At 68.1% G+C, this 15,027-nt stretch carries 14 protein-coding genes; 7 read left to right on the top strand and 7 right to left on the bottom strand.

Features of this window, described 5'->3' with window-relative positions; genetic code table 11:
* Window positions 1-173: 173 nt before the first annotated feature.
* Genes arfB through AC3A6G_RS27065 form a run of 4 tightly spaced genes read right to left on the bottom strand, consistent with a single transcriptional unit; the run spans window position 174 to window position 3,378 of the window.
* Window positions 174-581, bottom strand: a complete 408-nt coding sequence (gene arfB / locus AC3A6G_RS27080; protein WP_487860005.1) for an alternative ribosome rescue aminoacyl-tRNA hydrolase ArfB — start codon at window positions 579-581, stop codon at window positions 174-176.
* A gap of 16 nt (window positions 582-597) precedes the next feature.
* The gene (locus tag AC3A6G_RS27075) at window positions 598-1,782 is read right to left on the bottom strand and encodes an acetyl-CoA C-acyltransferase family protein (protein ID WP_487875055.1); all 1,185 of its coding nucleotides are present in this window, start codon (window positions 1,780-1,782) and stop codon (window positions 598-600) included.
* 38 nt (window positions 1,783-1,820) lie between these two features.
* The gene (locus tag AC3A6G_RS27070; protein ID WP_487875054.1) at window positions 1,821-2,621 is read right to left on the bottom strand and encodes an enoyl-CoA hydratase/isomerase family protein; all 801 of its coding nucleotides are present in this window, start codon (window positions 2,619-2,621) and stop codon (window positions 1,821-1,823) included.
* Window positions 2,622-2,637: 16 nt separating this feature from the next.
* On the bottom strand, window positions 2,638-3,378 hold the full coding sequence (locus AC3A6G_RS27065; RefSeq protein ID WP_487860002.1) for a TetR/AcrR family transcriptional regulator: 741 nt from the start codon (window positions 3,376-3,378) through the stop codon (window positions 2,638-2,640).
* Window positions 3,379-3,535: 157 nt separating this feature from the next.
* On the opposite strand from AC3A6G_RS27065, the gene AC3A6G_RS27060 reads away from it, so the two are divergent.
* The 6 genes from AC3A6G_RS27060 to AC3A6G_RS27035 all read left to right on the top strand — a co-directional run bounded on the left by AC3A6G_RS27060 (window position 3,536) and on the right by AC3A6G_RS27035 (window position 10,277).
* Complete coding sequence (locus AC3A6G_RS27060; RefSeq protein ID WP_487875053.1) at window positions 3,536-4,423, top strand: ABC transporter ATP-binding protein; 888 nt, start codon at window positions 3,536-3,538, stop codon at window positions 4,421-4,423.
* Window positions 4,423-5,301 carry a branched-chain amino acid ABC transporter permease gene (locus AC3A6G_RS27055; protein WP_487875052.1) on the top strand — a complete coding sequence of 293 codons (879 nt, stop codon included), beginning with the start codon at window positions 4,423-4,425 and terminating at the stop codon, window positions 5,299-5,301. The genes AC3A6G_RS27060 and AC3A6G_RS27055 overlap by 1 nt, the downstream gene beginning before the upstream one ends.
* Window position 5,302: 1 nt before the next feature.
* Window positions 5,303-6,340 (top strand): branched-chain amino acid ABC transporter permease, encoded by a 1,038-nt coding sequence (locus AC3A6G_RS27050; RefSeq protein ID WP_487863589.1) that lies wholly within the window; start codon window positions 5,303-5,305, stop codon window positions 6,338-6,340.
* A gap of 13 nt (window positions 6,341-6,353) precedes the next feature.
* Window positions 6,354-7,550: an ABC transporter substrate-binding protein gene (locus tag AC3A6G_RS27045; protein ID WP_487875051.1), complete on the top strand. Its 1,197-nt coding sequence runs from the start codon at window positions 6,354-6,356 to the stop codon at window positions 7,548-7,550.
* 100 nt (window positions 7,551-7,650) lie between these two features.
* Complete coding sequence (locus AC3A6G_RS27040; RefSeq protein WP_487875050.1) at window positions 7,651-8,469, top strand: ABC transporter ATP-binding protein; 819 nt, start codon at window positions 7,651-7,653, stop codon at window positions 8,467-8,469.
* Entirely contained in the window at window positions 8,466-10,277 is a 1,812-nt protein-coding gene (locus AC3A6G_RS27035) for an AMP-dependent synthetase/ligase (RefSeq protein WP_487875049.1), read from the top strand. Before AC3A6G_RS27040 ends, AC3A6G_RS27035 begins: the two co-directional genes overlap by 4 nt.
* 22 nt (window positions 10,278-10,299) lie before the next feature.
* Here AC3A6G_RS27035 and AC3A6G_RS27030 read toward each other — a convergent pair whose 3' ends face one another.
* Both AC3A6G_RS27030 and clpB read right to left on the bottom strand, forming a co-directional pair.
* Window positions 10,300-10,638 carry a hypothetical protein gene (locus tag AC3A6G_RS27030; protein WP_487859995.1) on the bottom strand — a complete coding sequence of 113 codons (339 nt, stop codon included), beginning with the start codon at window positions 10,636-10,638 and terminating at the stop codon, window positions 10,300-10,302.
* 6 nt (window positions 10,639-10,644) lie between these two features.
* The gene (gene clpB / locus AC3A6G_RS27025) at window positions 10,645-13,284 is read right to left on the bottom strand and encodes an ATP-dependent chaperone ClpB (RefSeq protein WP_487859994.1); all 2,640 of its coding nucleotides are present in this window, start codon (window positions 13,282-13,284) and stop codon (window positions 10,645-10,647) included.
* A 112-nt stretch (window positions 13,285-13,396) separates the two neighbouring features.
* Between clpB and AC3A6G_RS27020 the strand changes: the two genes are divergently transcribed.
* Window positions 13,397-14,389: a Bug family tripartite tricarboxylate transporter substrate binding protein gene (locus tag AC3A6G_RS27020; protein ID WP_487859993.1), complete on the top strand. Its 993-nt coding sequence runs from the start codon at window positions 13,397-13,399 to the stop codon at window positions 14,387-14,389.
* A 9-nt stretch (window positions 14,390-14,398) separates the two neighbouring features.
* Here AC3A6G_RS27020 and AC3A6G_RS27015 read toward each other — a convergent pair whose 3' ends face one another.
* Window positions 14,399-14,875: a molybdenum cofactor biosynthesis protein MoaE gene (locus AC3A6G_RS27015; protein ID WP_487863584.1), complete on the bottom strand. Its 477-nt coding sequence runs from the start codon at window positions 14,873-14,875 to the stop codon at window positions 14,399-14,401.
* Window positions 14,876-15,027: the final 152 nt, after the last annotated feature.

Genomic DNA, 15,027 nt, shown 5'->3' with positions numbered 1-15,027 from the left:
CTAGGGCCTGTTAACACTACGCAAGGGGATCGCGTTGCTTCGCCAAGGGGCTGGCTGCAAGGCGCCCGCGCGCAGCAAGGCTGGCGCCTTGCAAGCGCGGGCAACGCCGCAGACGGCCCCTTGGCGGAGCAACCCGGAGGGAAGCTCGACCCCTTGCGTAGTGTTAACAGGCCCTAGTCCCGCACCGGCCCGCGCAGGCTCTTGACCTGCGCGCGCTGGCTCTTGCCTTCGAGGCGGCGCTGCTTCGAACCGTAGGTGGGCTTGGTGGCGCGGCGCACGCGCGGCGGCGTCGCCACGCTGTCGACCACCGCCTGCAGCCGCGCGAGCGCATCGGCGCGGTTCATCTCCTGCGTCCGGTGCGTCTGCGCCTTGAGCACGAACACGCCCTCCTGCGTGATACGGCTGTCGCGCAGCGCGAGCAGCCGCTCCTTCACGTCGGCGGGCAGCGAGCTGGCAGGGATGTCGTAGCGCAGGTGGACCGCGCTCGACACCTTGTTGACGTTCTGGCCGCCCGCGCCCTGGGCGCGGATGGCGCTGAACTCGACCTCGGCAGGGTCGATCAGGAGCGGTGGGCGAGGCATGCCCGCCAGTGTGCCTTCAAACGCGTTCAAACACCGCGGCGATGCCCTGGCCGCCGCCGATGCACATGGTCACCAGCGCGTAGCGGCCGCCGACGCGGTGCAGTTCGGCAATGGCCTTGGTCGTGATGATCGCGCCGGTCGCGCCCACCGGATGGCCGAGCGAAATGCCCGAGCCGTTGGGGTTGACCTTGGCCGGATCGAAGCCCAGCTCCTTGATGACCGCGCAGGCCTGCGCCGCGAACGCCTCGTTCGATTCGATCACGTCGAAGTCGGCCACCTTCAGGCCGGTGCGCTCCAGCACCTTGCGCGTGGCCGGCACCGGGCCGATGCCCATGTAGGCCGGCTCGACGCCCGCGTGCGCATAGCCCACCAGGCGGGCCAGCGGCTTGAGCCCGTCGGACTTGACGCGCGCGCCTTCGGCCAGCACCACGGCCGCAGCGCCGTCGTTGATGCCCGAAGCATTGCCGGCGGTGACGAGGCCGTCCTTCTTGAACGCGGGCTTCATCTTCAACAGCGCGTCGGCGGTGGTGTCGGCGCGCACATGCTCGTCGGTGTCGAACAGCACCACGCCCTTGCGCGTCTTCACCTCGACCGGAACGATCTGCTCCTTGAAGCGGCCTGCGGCAATGGCGGCCGCCGCGCGCTGCTGGCTGCTGGCGGCCAGTTCGTCCATCTGCTCGCGCGTGATGCCGTAGCGCGCGGCCACGTTCTCGGCGGTGATGCCCATGTGGATCTTCTCCCACGGGTCGTGCAGGATGCCGAGCATGTAGTCGACCAGCACGGCGTCGCCCATGCGCGCGCCGTAGCGCGCGGCGGTATCGAAGTACGGGCCGCGGCTCATCGACTCGGAGCCGCCGCCGATCGCGATGTCGCAGTCGCCGAGCGCAATGGCCTGCGCCGCCGACACGATCGCCTGCAGGCCCGAGCCGCAGAGCCGGTTGACGTTGAAGGCCGGCGTCTCGATCGGGCAGCCGGCATCGATGGTCGCCACGCGGCTCAGGTAGGCGTCCTTGGTGTCGGTGGGAATCACGTTGCCCATCACCACATGGCCGATGGCCGACGGCGCGAGGCCGCTGCGCTCGATGGCGGCCTTCACCGCGGTGGTGGCGAGCTGGGTGTTGGGCACGTCCTTCAGCGAGCCGCCGAAAGTGCCGATGGCCGTGCGGGCGGTGCCGACGACGAAGATCTCGCGTGAGGTCATGGAATGCTCCTGGATCAAGAAAGTAGGGAAAGGATTCTTCAGCGGCCTTCGAAATGCGCCGGCTTGCGCGCGAAGAAGGCATCGACGCCGGTGCGGAAATCGGCCGTGGCAGCGCAGACCTGGAAGGCCGCCGATTCGGCCGCGAGCTGCGCCGGCAGCTCGCGATCGAAACTGGCACGCATCAGGCGCCGCAGCTGGCCGAGCGCCACCGTCGGCCCCTTTGCGAGCCGCTCGGCGAGCGCCATCGCTTCGGACGCCAGCGCCTCGGCCGGCACCACGCGGTTGACGAGCCCGATGCGTTCGGCCGCGGCGGCGTCGAGCATGTCGCCGAGCAGCGCGATCTCGAGCGCACGGCGCAGCCCCACCCAGCGCGGCAGCGCCCACGAGGCCCCCACGTCGCAGCTCGTGCCGATGTTGACGTAGGCCAGGTTGAAGCGCGTGCCCTCGGCCGCGAGCACGAAGTCGGCCTGCAGCATCAGGCTCAGGCCGGCACCGGCCGCAACGCCGTGCACCTGCGCCACCACGGGCGCATCGATGGTGGCCAGCACGGCCAGCGCCTCGTGCAGCGGACCGATCAGCGCGGCCGCGCCGCCTGCCGGGTCAGCCTGCAGCAGGGCAAGGTCGCCGCCGGCCATGAAACCCTTGCCGGCCCCGCTCAGCAGCACCGCGCGCACGGAGCGGTCGGCGGCAATGCCACGCACCGCCGCCAGAAAGGCCTCGGCCATCGGCACGTCGATCGCGTTCAGCGCGGCGGGGCGGTTGAAGCGCAGGGTGGCGATCGCCCCCTGGCGGCGGACTTCGAGCGGCGCTGCGGCCGGGGTGGTAGTGGTGTCGGTCATCGTGGGTGCTCCTTGTTCATGCAGCCAATTTGGGCGCGGCCGCTGCGCGGGGCTTGCGGCGCGCGCCGCTGCCGGCCGCGGCGGGCACGGGCGCCTTCTGCAGCACGCCGTTCAGCAGCAGCGCGATGCCCTGGTCGGCGATCTGCTCGGGCGTGAAGTCGCCGTCGCGGCGGTACCAGCGGCCGATCCAGCTGAGCCCGCCGGCAAGCATGAAGGCGGCCATCTTCGGATCGCAAGGCGCGATCGAGCCCTCTTCGATGCCTTCGGCGATGAGCCGCCGGAACTCGTGGTCGATGCCGGCCTTGAGGCGACGCAGTTCCTTCCTGAGCGGCGCGGGCAGCGGGTCTTCGCCGATGCGGATCACGCACATGCCGAAATCCTCGCAGACGATGCCCGCGTAGCTGCGCATGCAGGCCATGAGCTGGTCGAGCGCGCGGCCGCCGTTGCGGCGAACCGTGTCGATGCCCTCCTGCATCATGCCCAGCGCGGCACGCACGCACTCGAGCAGGATGTCGTCCTTGCTCTTCACGTAGTAGTAGAGCGTCGGCTTGGTCACGTGCAGCCGCTCGGCAATGTCGTCGAGCGAGGTGGCATGGAAGCCGCGCTCGTTGAACAGCTGCGCCGCAGTCTGCAGCACCGCCTGGCGCTTGAGCTCGCGCTGCATGGCGCGTTTGGCCGACGGCACCCAGGGCGAGTCGTCCGCGGAGGACGGCGGGGCCTTGGCGGCGGCGGGGGCACGGCGCTTGGTGAGGGTCATGGTGCGATCCGGGTTTGCGCGCAGGGGTAAGTCCTGATGCCACGGCGCGGTCGCGTCTGGAAGATCGCGATGTTACCGGGGAGTAGAAATTCTACGGCCAAGTATCCCGGAATGCCGATGCCGTAACAACCCTGAGACCAGGAACCCACTCGACGCCATGCACGCCGACACCGAGCCCCTGCGCGCCCGCCCGCCCGCCGACCCGGGCAGCGCCGCGCCCGTGCTGCGCGTGGAAGCGCTCACGCTGGCTTTCGGCGGGGTCAAGGCACTCAGCGGCGTGGGCTTCGACGTGCAGCCCGGCTCGATCACCGCGGTGATCGGCCCCAACGGCGCGGGCAAGACCTCGCTGTTCAACACGGTCTCGGGCTTCTACCGGCCCACCGCGGGCCGCGTGGTCTTCGAGGGCCAGGACATCACGCGCCTGCCGGCGCCGAAGCGCGCCGCGCTCGGGCTGGCGCGCAGTTTCCAGAACATCGCGCTGTTCCGCGGCATGACGGTGCTCGACAACATCAAGCTCGGGCGCCACGTGCACCTGAAATCGAACGTGTTCGATGCGCTCTTCTACCTGGGCCGCGCACGCCGCGAAGAGGCCGAGCTGCGCCGCGACGTGGAGGAACGCATCATCGATTTCCTCGAGATCGACCACATCCGCCATGCCAGCGTGGCCGCCCTGCCCTACGGCCTGCAGAAGCGCGTGGAAATGGCGCGCGCGTTGGCCATGCAGCCCAAGGTGCTGATGCTCGACGAACCAGTGGCCGGCATGAACCGGGAAGAGACCGAGGACATGGCGCGCTTCATCCTCGACGTGCGGCGCGAATGGGGCATCACGGTGCTGATGGTGGAGCACGACATGGCCATGGTGATGGACCTGTCGGACCACGTGGTGGTGCTCAACTTCGGCCAGGTGATCGCGCAGGGCACGCCGGCCGAGGTGCAGGCCGACCCCGAGGTGGTGCGCGCCTACCTGGGCGCCGGCGACGTGGGCGAGCTGCGGCGCAGGCTGCGCGGCAGTGCGCAAGCCGCAGCCACAGCGGAGGCCGGCTGATGGACTGGGCCTACCTGTTCGAGATCGCGCTCACGGGTGTGGCCGGCGGCGGGCTCTATGCGCTCGCGGCGCTGGCCTTCGTGCTGGTCTACAAGGCCACGCGCGTGGTCAACATCGCGATCGGCGAGATGCTGATGATCGGCGCTTACCTTTTCTTCGCGTTCGCCGCGAGCTTCTCGCTGCCGATCTGGCTCGCGGTGCTCGGCTCGGTGCTGGGCACCGGACTGCTGGGCGCGGTGGTCGAGCGCACGATGATCCGGCCGCTGCTCGGCCAACCGCCAATTTCCGCCTTCATGGTCACGGTGGGGCTGGCCTCGGTGCTGGTCGGCGTGGTCGAGATCGTCTGGACCGCCGACCAGCGCCGCCTGCCCGAGTTCATGCCGAATGCGCCGGTGATGGTGGGCGATGCTTTCCTGGCGCCCAAGGTGGCGTATGGCGCGCTCGCTGCGCTTGTGCTGATCGCGCTGGTGCTGCTGCTGTTTCGCTTCTGGCGCGGTGGCGTGGCGCTGCGGGCCACGGCCTCCGACCAGGGCGCGGCCTACATGATGGGCATCAACGTGCCGCGCGTGTTCTCGCTCGCCTGGGTGGCCTCGGCGATGATCGCCGCGGTCGCGGGCATCGTGGTCGGCGCGATCGGCGGCATCTCGTCGTCGATGGGCGTGTTCGGGCTGTCGGTGCTGGTGGTGGTGATCGTCGGCGGCCTCGACAGCGTGCTCGGCGCGCTGGTGGGCGGCCTCTTCATCGGCCTCGTCGAAGCGCTCGCGGGCACGTACCTCGGCGGCGAATACAAGCTGCTGGCGACCTTCGTCGTGCTCGTGGTCGTGCTGATGATCCGTCCGTACGGCCTGTTCGGCACGCATGAGATCGAGAGGCTTTGAGATGCGCATAGGCACCCTCAAGCAAAGCTACACCGCCGACGCCGCGCTCTTCGACTCGCGCACCCAGAAGACCTGGCTCGCCATCGGTGCCGCGCTGCTCGTGCTGTTTCCGTTCATGGCCGACGCCTACTGGCTGTACCTCGCCTGCCTCGTCGCCATCAACGTCGCGAGCGCCACCGGCCTCAACATCCTGACCGGCTACACCGGCCTGGTCAGCATGGGCCAGGCCGCCTTCATGGGGCTGGGCGCCTACACCGTCGCCATCCTGCAGATCCGCTTCGGCACGCCGTTCCTGCTCAACATTTTCGCGGGCGGCGTGGTCGCCATGGTCGGCGGGTTGATCGTCGGCATTCCGTCGCTGCGGGTGAAGGGCCTGTACCTGGCCATCGCCACCATCGCGGCCTCGTTCATCGCGCACTTTCTCTTTGCCAACCTCACGCTCACCGGCGGCACCTCGGGCCTCTCGCTGCCGCCGGCGCAGATCTTCGGCTTCGCACTCGACACCTCGTTCCGCCTCTACTGGCTCATCGTGCCGATCACCCTGCTCATGCTGCTGGGCGCGGCCAACCTCTTTCGCACGCGCGTGGGCCGCGCCTTCATCGCCATTCGCGACCGCGACATCTCGGCCGAGGTGCTCGGCATTCCGCTGTTGCGCTACAAGCTGCTCTCGTTCGGCCTGTCGTCGTTCTATGCCGGCGTGGCCGGCGGCATGTGGGCCTACTTCTTCCGCGTGGTCACGCCCGAGAGCTTTCCGCTCCTGATGTCGATCTTCTTCCTGGCCGCGATCATCGTCGGCGGCATGGGTTCCATCCTGGGCGGCATCCTCGGTGCCGTCTTCATGACCATGGTGCCCGAGCTGCTCAAGTTGGTGTTCGACCTGCTGCCGGGCGGGCACGAGATGACGGTCTTCCTCTCGCCGGTGCGCACGGTCGTCTTCGGCCTGCTGATCGTCGGCTTCCTGGTCTTCGAGCCACACGGGCTCGCCGAAGTGTGGCGGCGCATCCGCCGTTTCTTTCATCTGTGGCCTTTCAAGAACTGACAAGGAGACGAACATGGCATCCGACTTCAAGAAGACTCCCGCCCTGCGCCGCCGCGCACTCGTGCTGGCCGCTGCGGCCGCACTCGCCGCGCCGCTCGCCGTGCACGCGCAAGGCAGCGCCGAAGACATCGTCATCGGCGGCTCGATCCCGATGACCGGCGTGTTCGCCTTCGCGGGCATCGGCATCAACGCCGGCATTGCCGACTACGTGAAGATCCTCAACGACGCGGGCGGCATCAAGGGCCGCAAGCTGCGCTACGTGCCCGAGGACACGGGCTACAAGGTCGATGTCTCGGTGGCCGCCTTCAAGAAGATCACGAGCCAGAACAAGGTCAACCTCTACTACGGCGACTCGACGGGCTTCTCGAAGACCATCAACCCCGAGCTCGACCGTAGCGGCCAGATCCTGATGGCCGGCGCCTCGTTCGCCTCCGAGCTCAACGACCCCGCCAAGTACCCGCACCAGTTCCTGGTCGGCCCCGACTACACCGAAATGATCGGCATCCTGCTGCGCCACATCGCCAAGGAGAAGCCCGGTGCCAAGGTCGCCTTCGTCTACTCCGACTCCGAGTTCGGCCGCGACCCGATCGAGGCCAGCGAGGCGGCCGCCAAGAAGCTGGGCCTCACGGTGCCGGTCAAGATCATGACGCCGGCCGGCAGCGTCGACGTGTCGACCGAGGTCATCAAGCTGCGCCGCGCCGCGCCCGACTACACGATCTTCCACGGCTACATCCTTGCGCCGATTCCCGAGTTCGTGCAGCAGGGCAAGCAGATGGGCATGACCAGCAAGTGGATGGGCACCTTCTGGACCATGGACAGCTCCACCGTCATGAAGATGGGCGAAGCCGGCGACGGCTTCATGGGCGTGATGCCCTACCGCTACTACTACGACACCTCGGCCAAGGCGCCAATGCTCGAGAAGATCCGCGCGATGCGCCCCGAGTACCAGAGCACCGCCTACACGCAGGGCTTTCTCACCGCGATGCTGTTCACCGAGGCCGCCAAGCGCACGCTCGACGCCGGCAAGCCACTCGACGGCAAGAACCTGAAGGCGGCACTCAACAGCATCAAGGACTTCGACACCGGCGGCCTGATCGGCGTGCCGATCACCATCAAGGGCAACTCGATCCCGGTGGGCCGCGTCTACCGTGCCGACATGAAGGCGCAGAAGATGGTGCCGGCGTCGGACTGGATCTCGCTGGACAAATGAGTGAACGAGTGAAAGAGCGGCCAGTGAGCGCCGCGCCGGGCCGCCCCAAGCAAGCTCGCTCCCGCCTGGCGGGAAGGCGCGCAGCGCCAAGGGTGCACCAGTGAGCGCAACCGGCGGCGAGCCCATCCTCGAGGTCAACAACGTCGAGGTGGTCTACAACAAGGTCGTGCAGGTGCTGCGCGGCCTGTCGCTGGCCGTGCCGCGCGGGCAGATCGTGGCGCTCTTGGGCAGCAACGGCGCGGGCAAGTCGACCACGCTGAAGGCGATCTCTGGCCTGCTGCCACTGGAAGACGGCGCGCTCGAGGCCGGCCGCATCGCCTTCGACGGCCAGCCCACCGACCGGCTCGCGCCGCAGCAGCTGGTGCGGCGAGGGCTCGCGCATGTGATGGAGGGCCGCCGCGTGTTCGAGGACCTGACCGTCGAGGAGAACCTGGTGGCCGCCACCTATGCACGCGTCGGCCGCGACGCGCAGGCGCGCGACTTCGATGCGGTGTACGCGTATTTCCCGCGGCTGCACGAGCGGCGCAAAGGCCTCGCAGGCTACCTTTCGGGCGGCGAACAGCAGATGCTGGCCATCGGCCGCGCGCTGGTGGCCGAGCCCAAGCTGATCCTGCTCGACGAGCCTTCGCTGGGCCTCTCGCCCAAGCTGGTGGAAGAGATCTTCGGCATCATCGCGCGCATCAACGCCGAGCGCGGCGTGTCGATGCTGCTGGTGGAGCAGAACGCCAGCCTGGCGCTCGCGGTGGCCGACAGCGGTTACATCATGGAGAACGGCAAGATCGTGATCGACGGCAGCGCCGAGCGGCTCGCGGCCGACCCCGACGTGCGCGAGTTCTATCTCGGCGTGGGTGGCGCGGGCGAATCCAGGAGCTTCCGCGGGCTCAAGCACTACAAGCGTCGCAAGCGCTGGCTGTCATGAACCTGCCCGAACGCACACTGCCACAGATGCTGCGCGAACAGGCGCGCACACAGGGCGCGCGCATCGCGATCCGCCAGAAGGACTTCGGCATCTGGCATCCGCTGAGTTGGGCCGACTACCACCGGCGCGCGGCGCACGTGGGCCTGGGCCTCGCGGCGCTGGGCATGCAGGCCGGCGGCCACCTGGGCGTCATTTCCGAGAACCGGGTCGAATGGGTGCTGGCGCAGATGGGCGCGGGCCTGCTCGGTGCGGTGACGGTGGGCGTGTACCCCACGAGCCCGACGAACGAGGTGGCCTACGTGGTCGGCCATGCCGACGTCGAGGTCGTGGTCTGCGAAGACCAGGAGCAGGCCGACAAGGTGCTCGAGGCGATCGATGCGCTGCCGAAGCTGCGCCGCATCATCGTGATCGAGACCAAGGGCCTCGCGAGCTACGCTCCCGCGGAGCGCGACCGGATGATGAGCTTCGCCGAGCTAGAAGCGGCCGGCGCCGCACTGCAGGCGCAGGAGGGCGATGCGCGCATCGACACCGCGCTGGCAGCGCAGTCGCTCGACCACATCGGGCTCATGATCTACACCTCGGGCTCCACCGGCGCGCCCAAGGGCGCGATGATCTCCTGGCGCAACATCCGCGGCGTCGTGCCCGGTATCGTGGAGCGGCTGCAGCTCGATGCCGGCACCACGCACCTGTCTTACCTGCCGCTGTGCCACGTGGCCGAGCAGATGCTCACCACGTTCGTGCCGCTCTACCTGGGCTCGCAGGTGAACTTCGGCGAGTCGATCCGCACCGTGCAGGAAGACCTGCGCGAGGTGGCGCCGAGCATGTTCCTCGGCGTGCCGCGCATCTGGGAAAAGCTGCATGCGGCGATCACCATCAAGATGCAGGAGACCGGCCGGCTGCGGCGCGCGCTCTACCGCCGCGCGCTGGCCGGCTGTGCGCCACTGGCCGAGAAACCGCGCGCGCAATGGAACGCCGGCGAACGGCTGCGCTTCTTTCTGGCTTACTGGACGGTGCTGCGCGCGCTGCAGAACTTCATCGGCCTGCGCAATGCGCGCGTGGCGCTGACCGGCGCGGCGCCGATCCCGCCCGACGTGGTTCGCTTCTTCCGCACGCTCGGCGTGCCGCTGGTCGAGGTGTATGGCCTCACCGAATCCACCGGCATGGTCTGCGGCCACCGCATCGACCAGGTCAAGGTGGGCACCGTCGGGCCGGTGACCGAGGGCGTCGAATACCGCGTGGGTGCGCAGGGCGAGCTGCAGATCCGCGGCGAGATGGTGTTCTGCGGCTACTACAAGAACCCCGAAGCCACGACGGCGTCGGTGCAAGCGGGCTGGCTGCACACCGGCGACGTGGTGGCCGAGGAAGCCGACGGCCAATTGCGCATCGTCGACCGGCTCAAGGACATCATGATCACCGCGGGCGGCAAGAACCTCACGCCCTCGGAGATCGAGAACACCATGAAGGCGAGCCCCTACCTGAAGGAATGCATCGTGGTGGCGGAGGGGCGCAAGTTCGTCTCGGCGCTGGTGCAGATCGACTACGAGACGGTCGGAAAATGGGCCGAGGCCGAACGCCTGGCCTTCACGCACTTCCGTTCGCTGGTCGAACTGCCGCGCGTGCGCGAACTCATCGATGCCGAAATCCAGCGCGGCAATGCACGCCTCGCGCAGGTGTCCCAGGTGCGCCGCTTCCATCTGCTGACCAAGGAACTCGACCATGACGATGGCGAGGTCACCGCGACCATGAAGGTGCGGCGCTCGAGCATCTACAAGGCGTATGCGGAGGAGATCGAGGCGCTGTACCGCTGAGCGCCCCAGGTAGGCGGGGAGACTACTCGCCGCGCGTGGCCGGGCGTGCGCGCACGTCGGTCACGTCGTCGCCGGCACCGCGGTTGCGCAGCAGCGGGCTGCGCACCGACTCGCCCCGCGCCCGCGCGCCGGCCACGTCGGCGGCCGAAGGCTCGGCCGGCTGCGCAGCCGTGCGAAAACGTTCGAATCCCGAACGCGGGTTGAAGCGCATCACCCAGGGCGACACGGGCTTGCCCGTGAGCCGGGCCCAGGCGTAGCGAACGCCCCACACGGCGGCCAACAGCATCACGGCCACCGCCAGGCTGGCCGCAAAGACCAGGCCCAGCATCAGCAGGATCACGCGAAGAATAAAGTTCATCATCCGATCTTAGGCCGAGGCTTCGGCCGCAGGTTCCCCGTTTTTGCCGGAATTTCCTGCTTTTGCAAAGCCGAACTGCCCCGGCGAGCGGATCGGATCGGTCGTGACCTCGATCGTGTCCTTGGGCCCGAAGCTGCCGTCGAGCAGCAGCCTCGAGAGCGGGTTCTCGATGCGCTGCTGGATGGCACGCTTGAGCGGGCGCGCACCGAACACCGGATCGAAGCCGACCTTCGCGATCTCGGCCAGCGCGGCGGGCGACACCTCCAGGCCCAGGTCCATCTTGGCAAGCCGCGCCTGCAGCACCTTGAGCTGGATCGCGGCGATCGACTCGATGTTCTTCGCGTCGAGCGCGTGGAACACCACCGTCTCGTCGATGCGGTTCAGGAACTCGGGGCGGAAGTAGTTCTTCAGCTCGTCCCAGACCGCTTCCTTGATCTCCTCGGCAGGCTGGCCCACCATCGACTGGATGATCGGCGAGCCGATGTTGCTGGTCATCACGATCACCGTGTTCTTGAAGTCGACGGTGCGGCCCTGTCCATCGGTCAGGCGGCCGTCGTCGAGCACCTGCAGCAGCACGTTGAAGACGTCCGGATGCGCCTTCTCGACCTCGTCGAGCAGCACCACGCTGTAGGGCTTGCGGCGCACGGCCTCGGTGAGGTAGCCGCCCTCCTCGTAGCCCACGTAGCCCGGCGGCGCGCCGATCAGGCGGGCCACCGAATGCTTCTCCATGAACTCGCTCATGTCGATGCGGATCAGGTGGTCTTCGCTGTCGAACAGGAAGCCCGCGAGCGCCTTGCAGAGTTCGGTCTTGCCCACGCCCGTGGGGCCGAGGAACAGGAACGAGCCGGTGGGACGGTTCGGGTCCGACAGGCCCGAGCGCGAGCGGCGGATCGCGTTCGCGACCGCACCGATGGCCTCGTCCTGGCCGACCACGCGCTCGTGCAGCTTGGCTTCCATCACGAGCAGCTTGTCGCGTTCGCCCTGCATCAGCTTGGCGACCGGAATGCCGGTGGCGCGCGCCACCACCTCGGCGATCTCCTCGGCGCCGACCTGCGTGCGCAGCAGCGTCGGCGCACTCGACTTGCCCTTGCTCGCCTCGCTTTCCTCGGCCTCGCGCAGGCGCTTCTCGAGCGCCGGCAGCTGGCCATATTGCAGCTCGGCGAGCTTGTTGAAATCGCCTTTGCGCTCCCATTCCTTGATTTCGATCTTGAGCTTCTCGATCTCCTCGCGGATGTGCGCGCTCCCCTGAGCCTGCGCCTTCTCGGCCTGCCAGATCTCGTCGTAGTCGGCGATCTCCTTCTGCAGCTTGGCGATCTCGTCCTCGATCAGGCCGAAGCGCTTCTGCGAGGCCTCGTCCTTCTCGCGGCGCACGGCTTCGCGCTCGATCTGCAGCTGGATCAGGCGGCGGTCGAGGCGGTCCATCACCTCGGGCTTGGAGTCCATCTCGATCTTGATCTTGGCCGCGGCCTCGTCGATCAGGTCGATGGCCTTGTCGGGCAGGAAGCGGTCGGTGATGTAGCGGTCGGACAACTCGGCCGCGGCCACGATGGCCGGGTCGGTGATCTGCACGCCGTGGTGCACCTCGTATTTTTCCTGCAGGCCGCGCAGGATGGCGATGGTGGCCTCGACGCTGGGCTCGCCCACGATGATCTTCTGGAAGCGGCGCTCGAGCGCGGCGTCCTTCTCGATGTACTTGCGGTATTCGTCGAGCGTGGTGGCACCCACGCAGTGCAGCTCGCCGCGCGCGAGCGCGGGCTTGAGCATGTTGCCCGCATCCATGGCGCCTTCGGCCTTGCCGGCGCCCACCATGGTGTGCAGCTCGTCGATGAAGACGATGGTCTGGCCCTCGTCCTTGGCCAGCTCGTTGAGCACGGTCTTCAGGCGCTCCTCGAACTCGCCGCGGAACTTGGCGCCCGCGAGCAGCGCGGCCATGTCGAGCGACAGCACGCGCTTGCCCTTGAGCGACTCGGGCACCTCGCCCGCGACGATGCGCTGCGCCAGGCCTTCGACGATCGCGGTCTTGCCCACGCCGGGCTCGCCGATGAGCACGGGGTTGTTCTTGGTGCGGCGCTGCAGCACCTGGATGGCGCGGCGGATCTCCTCGTCGCGGCCAATGACCGGGTCGAGCTTGCCGAGCCGTGCGCGCTCGGTGAGGTCGAGGCAGTATTTCTTCAGCGCCTCGCGCTGGCCTTCGGCATCGGCGCTGTTCACGCCCTGGCCGCCGCGCACCGCGTCGATGGCCGCCTCGAGCGACTTGCGCGAGAGCCCGTTCTCCTTGGCGATGCGGCCGATGTCCGACTTGCTGTCGGCCACGGCCAGCAGGAACAGTTCGCCCGCAATGAACTGGTCGTTGCGCTTGATGGCCTCCTTCTCGGTGGCCTGCAGCAGCTTTCCGAGCTCGGGACCGACCTGCACGACATCGTGCCCCTGCACCTGCGGCAGGCGCTTGATGGCCTCCTCGGCCGCCTTGGCAAGGCCGGGCACGTTGACGCCGGCGCGCTCGAGCAGCGCGCGCGGGCCGTCGTCCTGGCGCAGCATCGCCGCCAGCAGGTGGGCCGGTTCGATGTAGGCGTTGTCGTTGCCGAGCGCAAGCGACTGGGCGTCGCCGAGCGCTTCCTGAAATTTGGTGGTGAGTTTGTCTTGTCGCATGGTGGTATTCCTGCATCCAAAATAGGGCTGTTCGGGCACGATTCAAGGTGTCCAGCACTTTCGGGCACGGCGATTGCACTGTGCCCCTTTCCTCTTTCCATTGGAGTCGAACATGGTTTTTTCAATGCAGCGCACCAAAGCGATCCGACGGGCGCTCAGCGCGAGCCTCATCCTGGCGGGCCTGGGCCTGTCCGGGCTTGCGCAAGCGCAAGGCACGCCCGTGCGCTTGCTGGTGGGCTTTCCCGCGGGCGCAGGCACCGATGCCATCGCGCGCACGCTGGCCGAGAAGCTCAAGGACGTGCTGGGCACGCCGGTGGTGGTCGAGAACCGCGCCGGCGCGGGCGGTCAAATCGCCGCGCAGGCGCTGAAGGCGGCGCCCGCCGACGGCCACACGCTGTTCATCTCGCACGACCACTCGATTTCGATCCTTCCGCAGGTGGTGAAGAACCCGGGCTTCAACCCGGCCACCGACTTCGTGCCGGTGGCGGGCTTCGCCACCTTCGCCAACGTGCTGGCCGTCTCGGGCGGCACGCCGGCCAAGAGCATCGACGAGTACGTGAAATGGGTCCGCACCCAGCGCGGCGGCAAGGAAACCATCGGCATCCCGGCACCCGCCTCGATCCCGGAGTTCCTGGTGAAGATGATCTCGGAGAAGTACAAGATCGACGTGCAGCCCGCGCCCTACCGCGGCAGCGCGCCGATGACGGCCGACATGCTGGGCAACCAGATCACCGCCGGCATCGCGTCGGTGCCCGACTTCATCGAGAACCACAAGGCCGGCAAGGTGCGCATCGTCGCGTCGATCGGCGCCAAGCGCCAGGCCGTGCTGCCCAACGTGCCGACCTTCACCGAGCTGGGCTTCTCGAACCTCGAAGACCTGCCCTACTACGGCATCTTCGCGCCCGTGGGCACGCCGCAGCCGGTCATCAACCGCTACGGCGAGGCACTGCAGAAAGTGCTGGCCATGCCCGACGTGAAGCAGAAGCTCACGGCCATGGGCCTCACGGTGGGCTACGAGCCGCAGGGCCAGTTCGCGGGCCGCGTGCGCAGCTACACACAGACTTGGGAGCGGATCATCCAGGCCAGCGGGTTCAAGCCCCTCTGACCACGCGCGTCAGGCGTTCGGGGCCGTGATACCCCAGCGCGCGAGCGCCGCATCGTCGGCTACGCGCGCATCGACCCAGCGGGCGCCTTCGGGCGTCTGTTCTTTTTTCCAGAACGGTGCCTGGGTCTTGAGGTAGTCCATCAGAAATTCGCAGGCCTCGAAGCTCTGGCCGCGGTGCGCCGAGGCCACCGCGACCATCATGATCTGGTCGAGCGGCTGCAACAGGCCCACGCGGTGGATCACGCGCACGCCGAGGATGTCGAAGCGCCGGTGCGCCTCGTCGATCATGGCCTCGATGGCCTTCTCGGTCATGCCGGGGTAGTGCTCGAGCTCCATCGACGCCACCGTGCTGCCGTCGTTGCGGTCGCGCACCGTGCCGATGAAACTGCAGACCGCCCCCACGCGCTTGTCGCCGGCACGCAACGCGGCAACCTCCTCCGCCAGGTTGAAATCGGCTGTCTGGATCGAAACGCGTGGGCCATTCATGCCGGGATTGTGGCACCGCGCCAGGAGGCTGTCGGGCTTGGGCATGGCCCTGCGTTGCGCGAGACAGGGTGCAGGCAAGGCGCCAAGCGCAAGCTGGACTGATGTCCAGCGAGCATTGGCAACGCCGCATGCGCCCTGTCTCGCGCAACCCT

It is taken from the genome of Variovorax sp. Soil_C_26 (assembly GCF_057657075.1).
Note: the sequence above shows the minus strand (reverse complement) of the source record. Positions and strands in the feature narration are given on the sequence as shown.

Excerpts from the sequence above, each read along its gene's own strand:
- AC3A6G_RS27065 (WP_487860002.1), bottom strand. The coding sequence starts at position 3,378 with ATGACCCTCACCAAGCGCCGTGCCCCCGCCGCCGCCAAGGCCCCGCCG.
- AC3A6G_RS27045 (WP_487875051.1), top strand. The coding sequence starts at position 6,354 with ATGGCATCCGACTTCAAGAAGACTCCCGCCCTGCGCCGCCGCGCACTC.
- AC3A6G_RS27020 (WP_487859993.1), top strand. The coding sequence starts at position 13,397 with ATGGTTTTTTCAATGCAGCGCACCAAAGCGATCCGACGGGCGCTCAGC.
- AC3A6G_RS27070 (WP_487875054.1), bottom strand. The coding sequence starts at position 2,621 with ATGACCGACACCACTACCACCCCGGCCGCAGCGCCGCTCGAAGTCCGC.
- arfB (WP_487860005.1), bottom strand. The coding sequence starts at position 581 with ATGCCTCGCCCACCGCTCCTGATCGACCCTGCCGAGGTCGAGTTCAGC.
- AC3A6G_RS27050 (WP_487863589.1), top strand. The coding sequence starts at position 5,303 with ATGCGCATAGGCACCCTCAAGCAAAGCTACACCGCCGACGCCGCGCTC.
- AC3A6G_RS27035 (WP_487875049.1), top strand. The coding sequence starts at position 8,466 with ATGAACCTGCCCGAACGCACACTGCCACAGATGCTGCGCGAACAGGCG.
- AC3A6G_RS27015 (WP_487863584.1), bottom strand. The coding sequence starts at position 14,875 with ATGAATGGCCCACGCGTTTCGATCCAGACAGCCGATTTCAACCTGGCG.
- AC3A6G_RS27060 (WP_487875053.1), top strand. The coding sequence starts at position 3,536 with ATGCACGCCGACACCGAGCCCCTGCGCGCCCGCCCGCCCGCCGACCCG.
- AC3A6G_RS27075 (WP_487875055.1), bottom strand. The coding sequence starts at position 1,782 with ATGACCTCACGCGAGATCTTCGTCGTCGGCACCGCCCGCACGGCCATC.
- AC3A6G_RS27030 (WP_487859995.1), bottom strand. The coding sequence starts at position 10,638 with ATGATGAACTTTATTCTTCGCGTGATCCTGCTGATGCTGGGCCTGGTC.
- clpB (WP_487859994.1), bottom strand. The coding sequence starts at position 13,284 with ATGCGACAAGACAAACTCACCACCAAATTTCAGGAAGCGCTCGGCGAC.
- AC3A6G_RS27055 (WP_487875052.1), top strand. The coding sequence starts at position 4,423 with ATGGACTGGGCCTACCTGTTCGAGATCGCGCTCACGGGTGTGGCCGGC.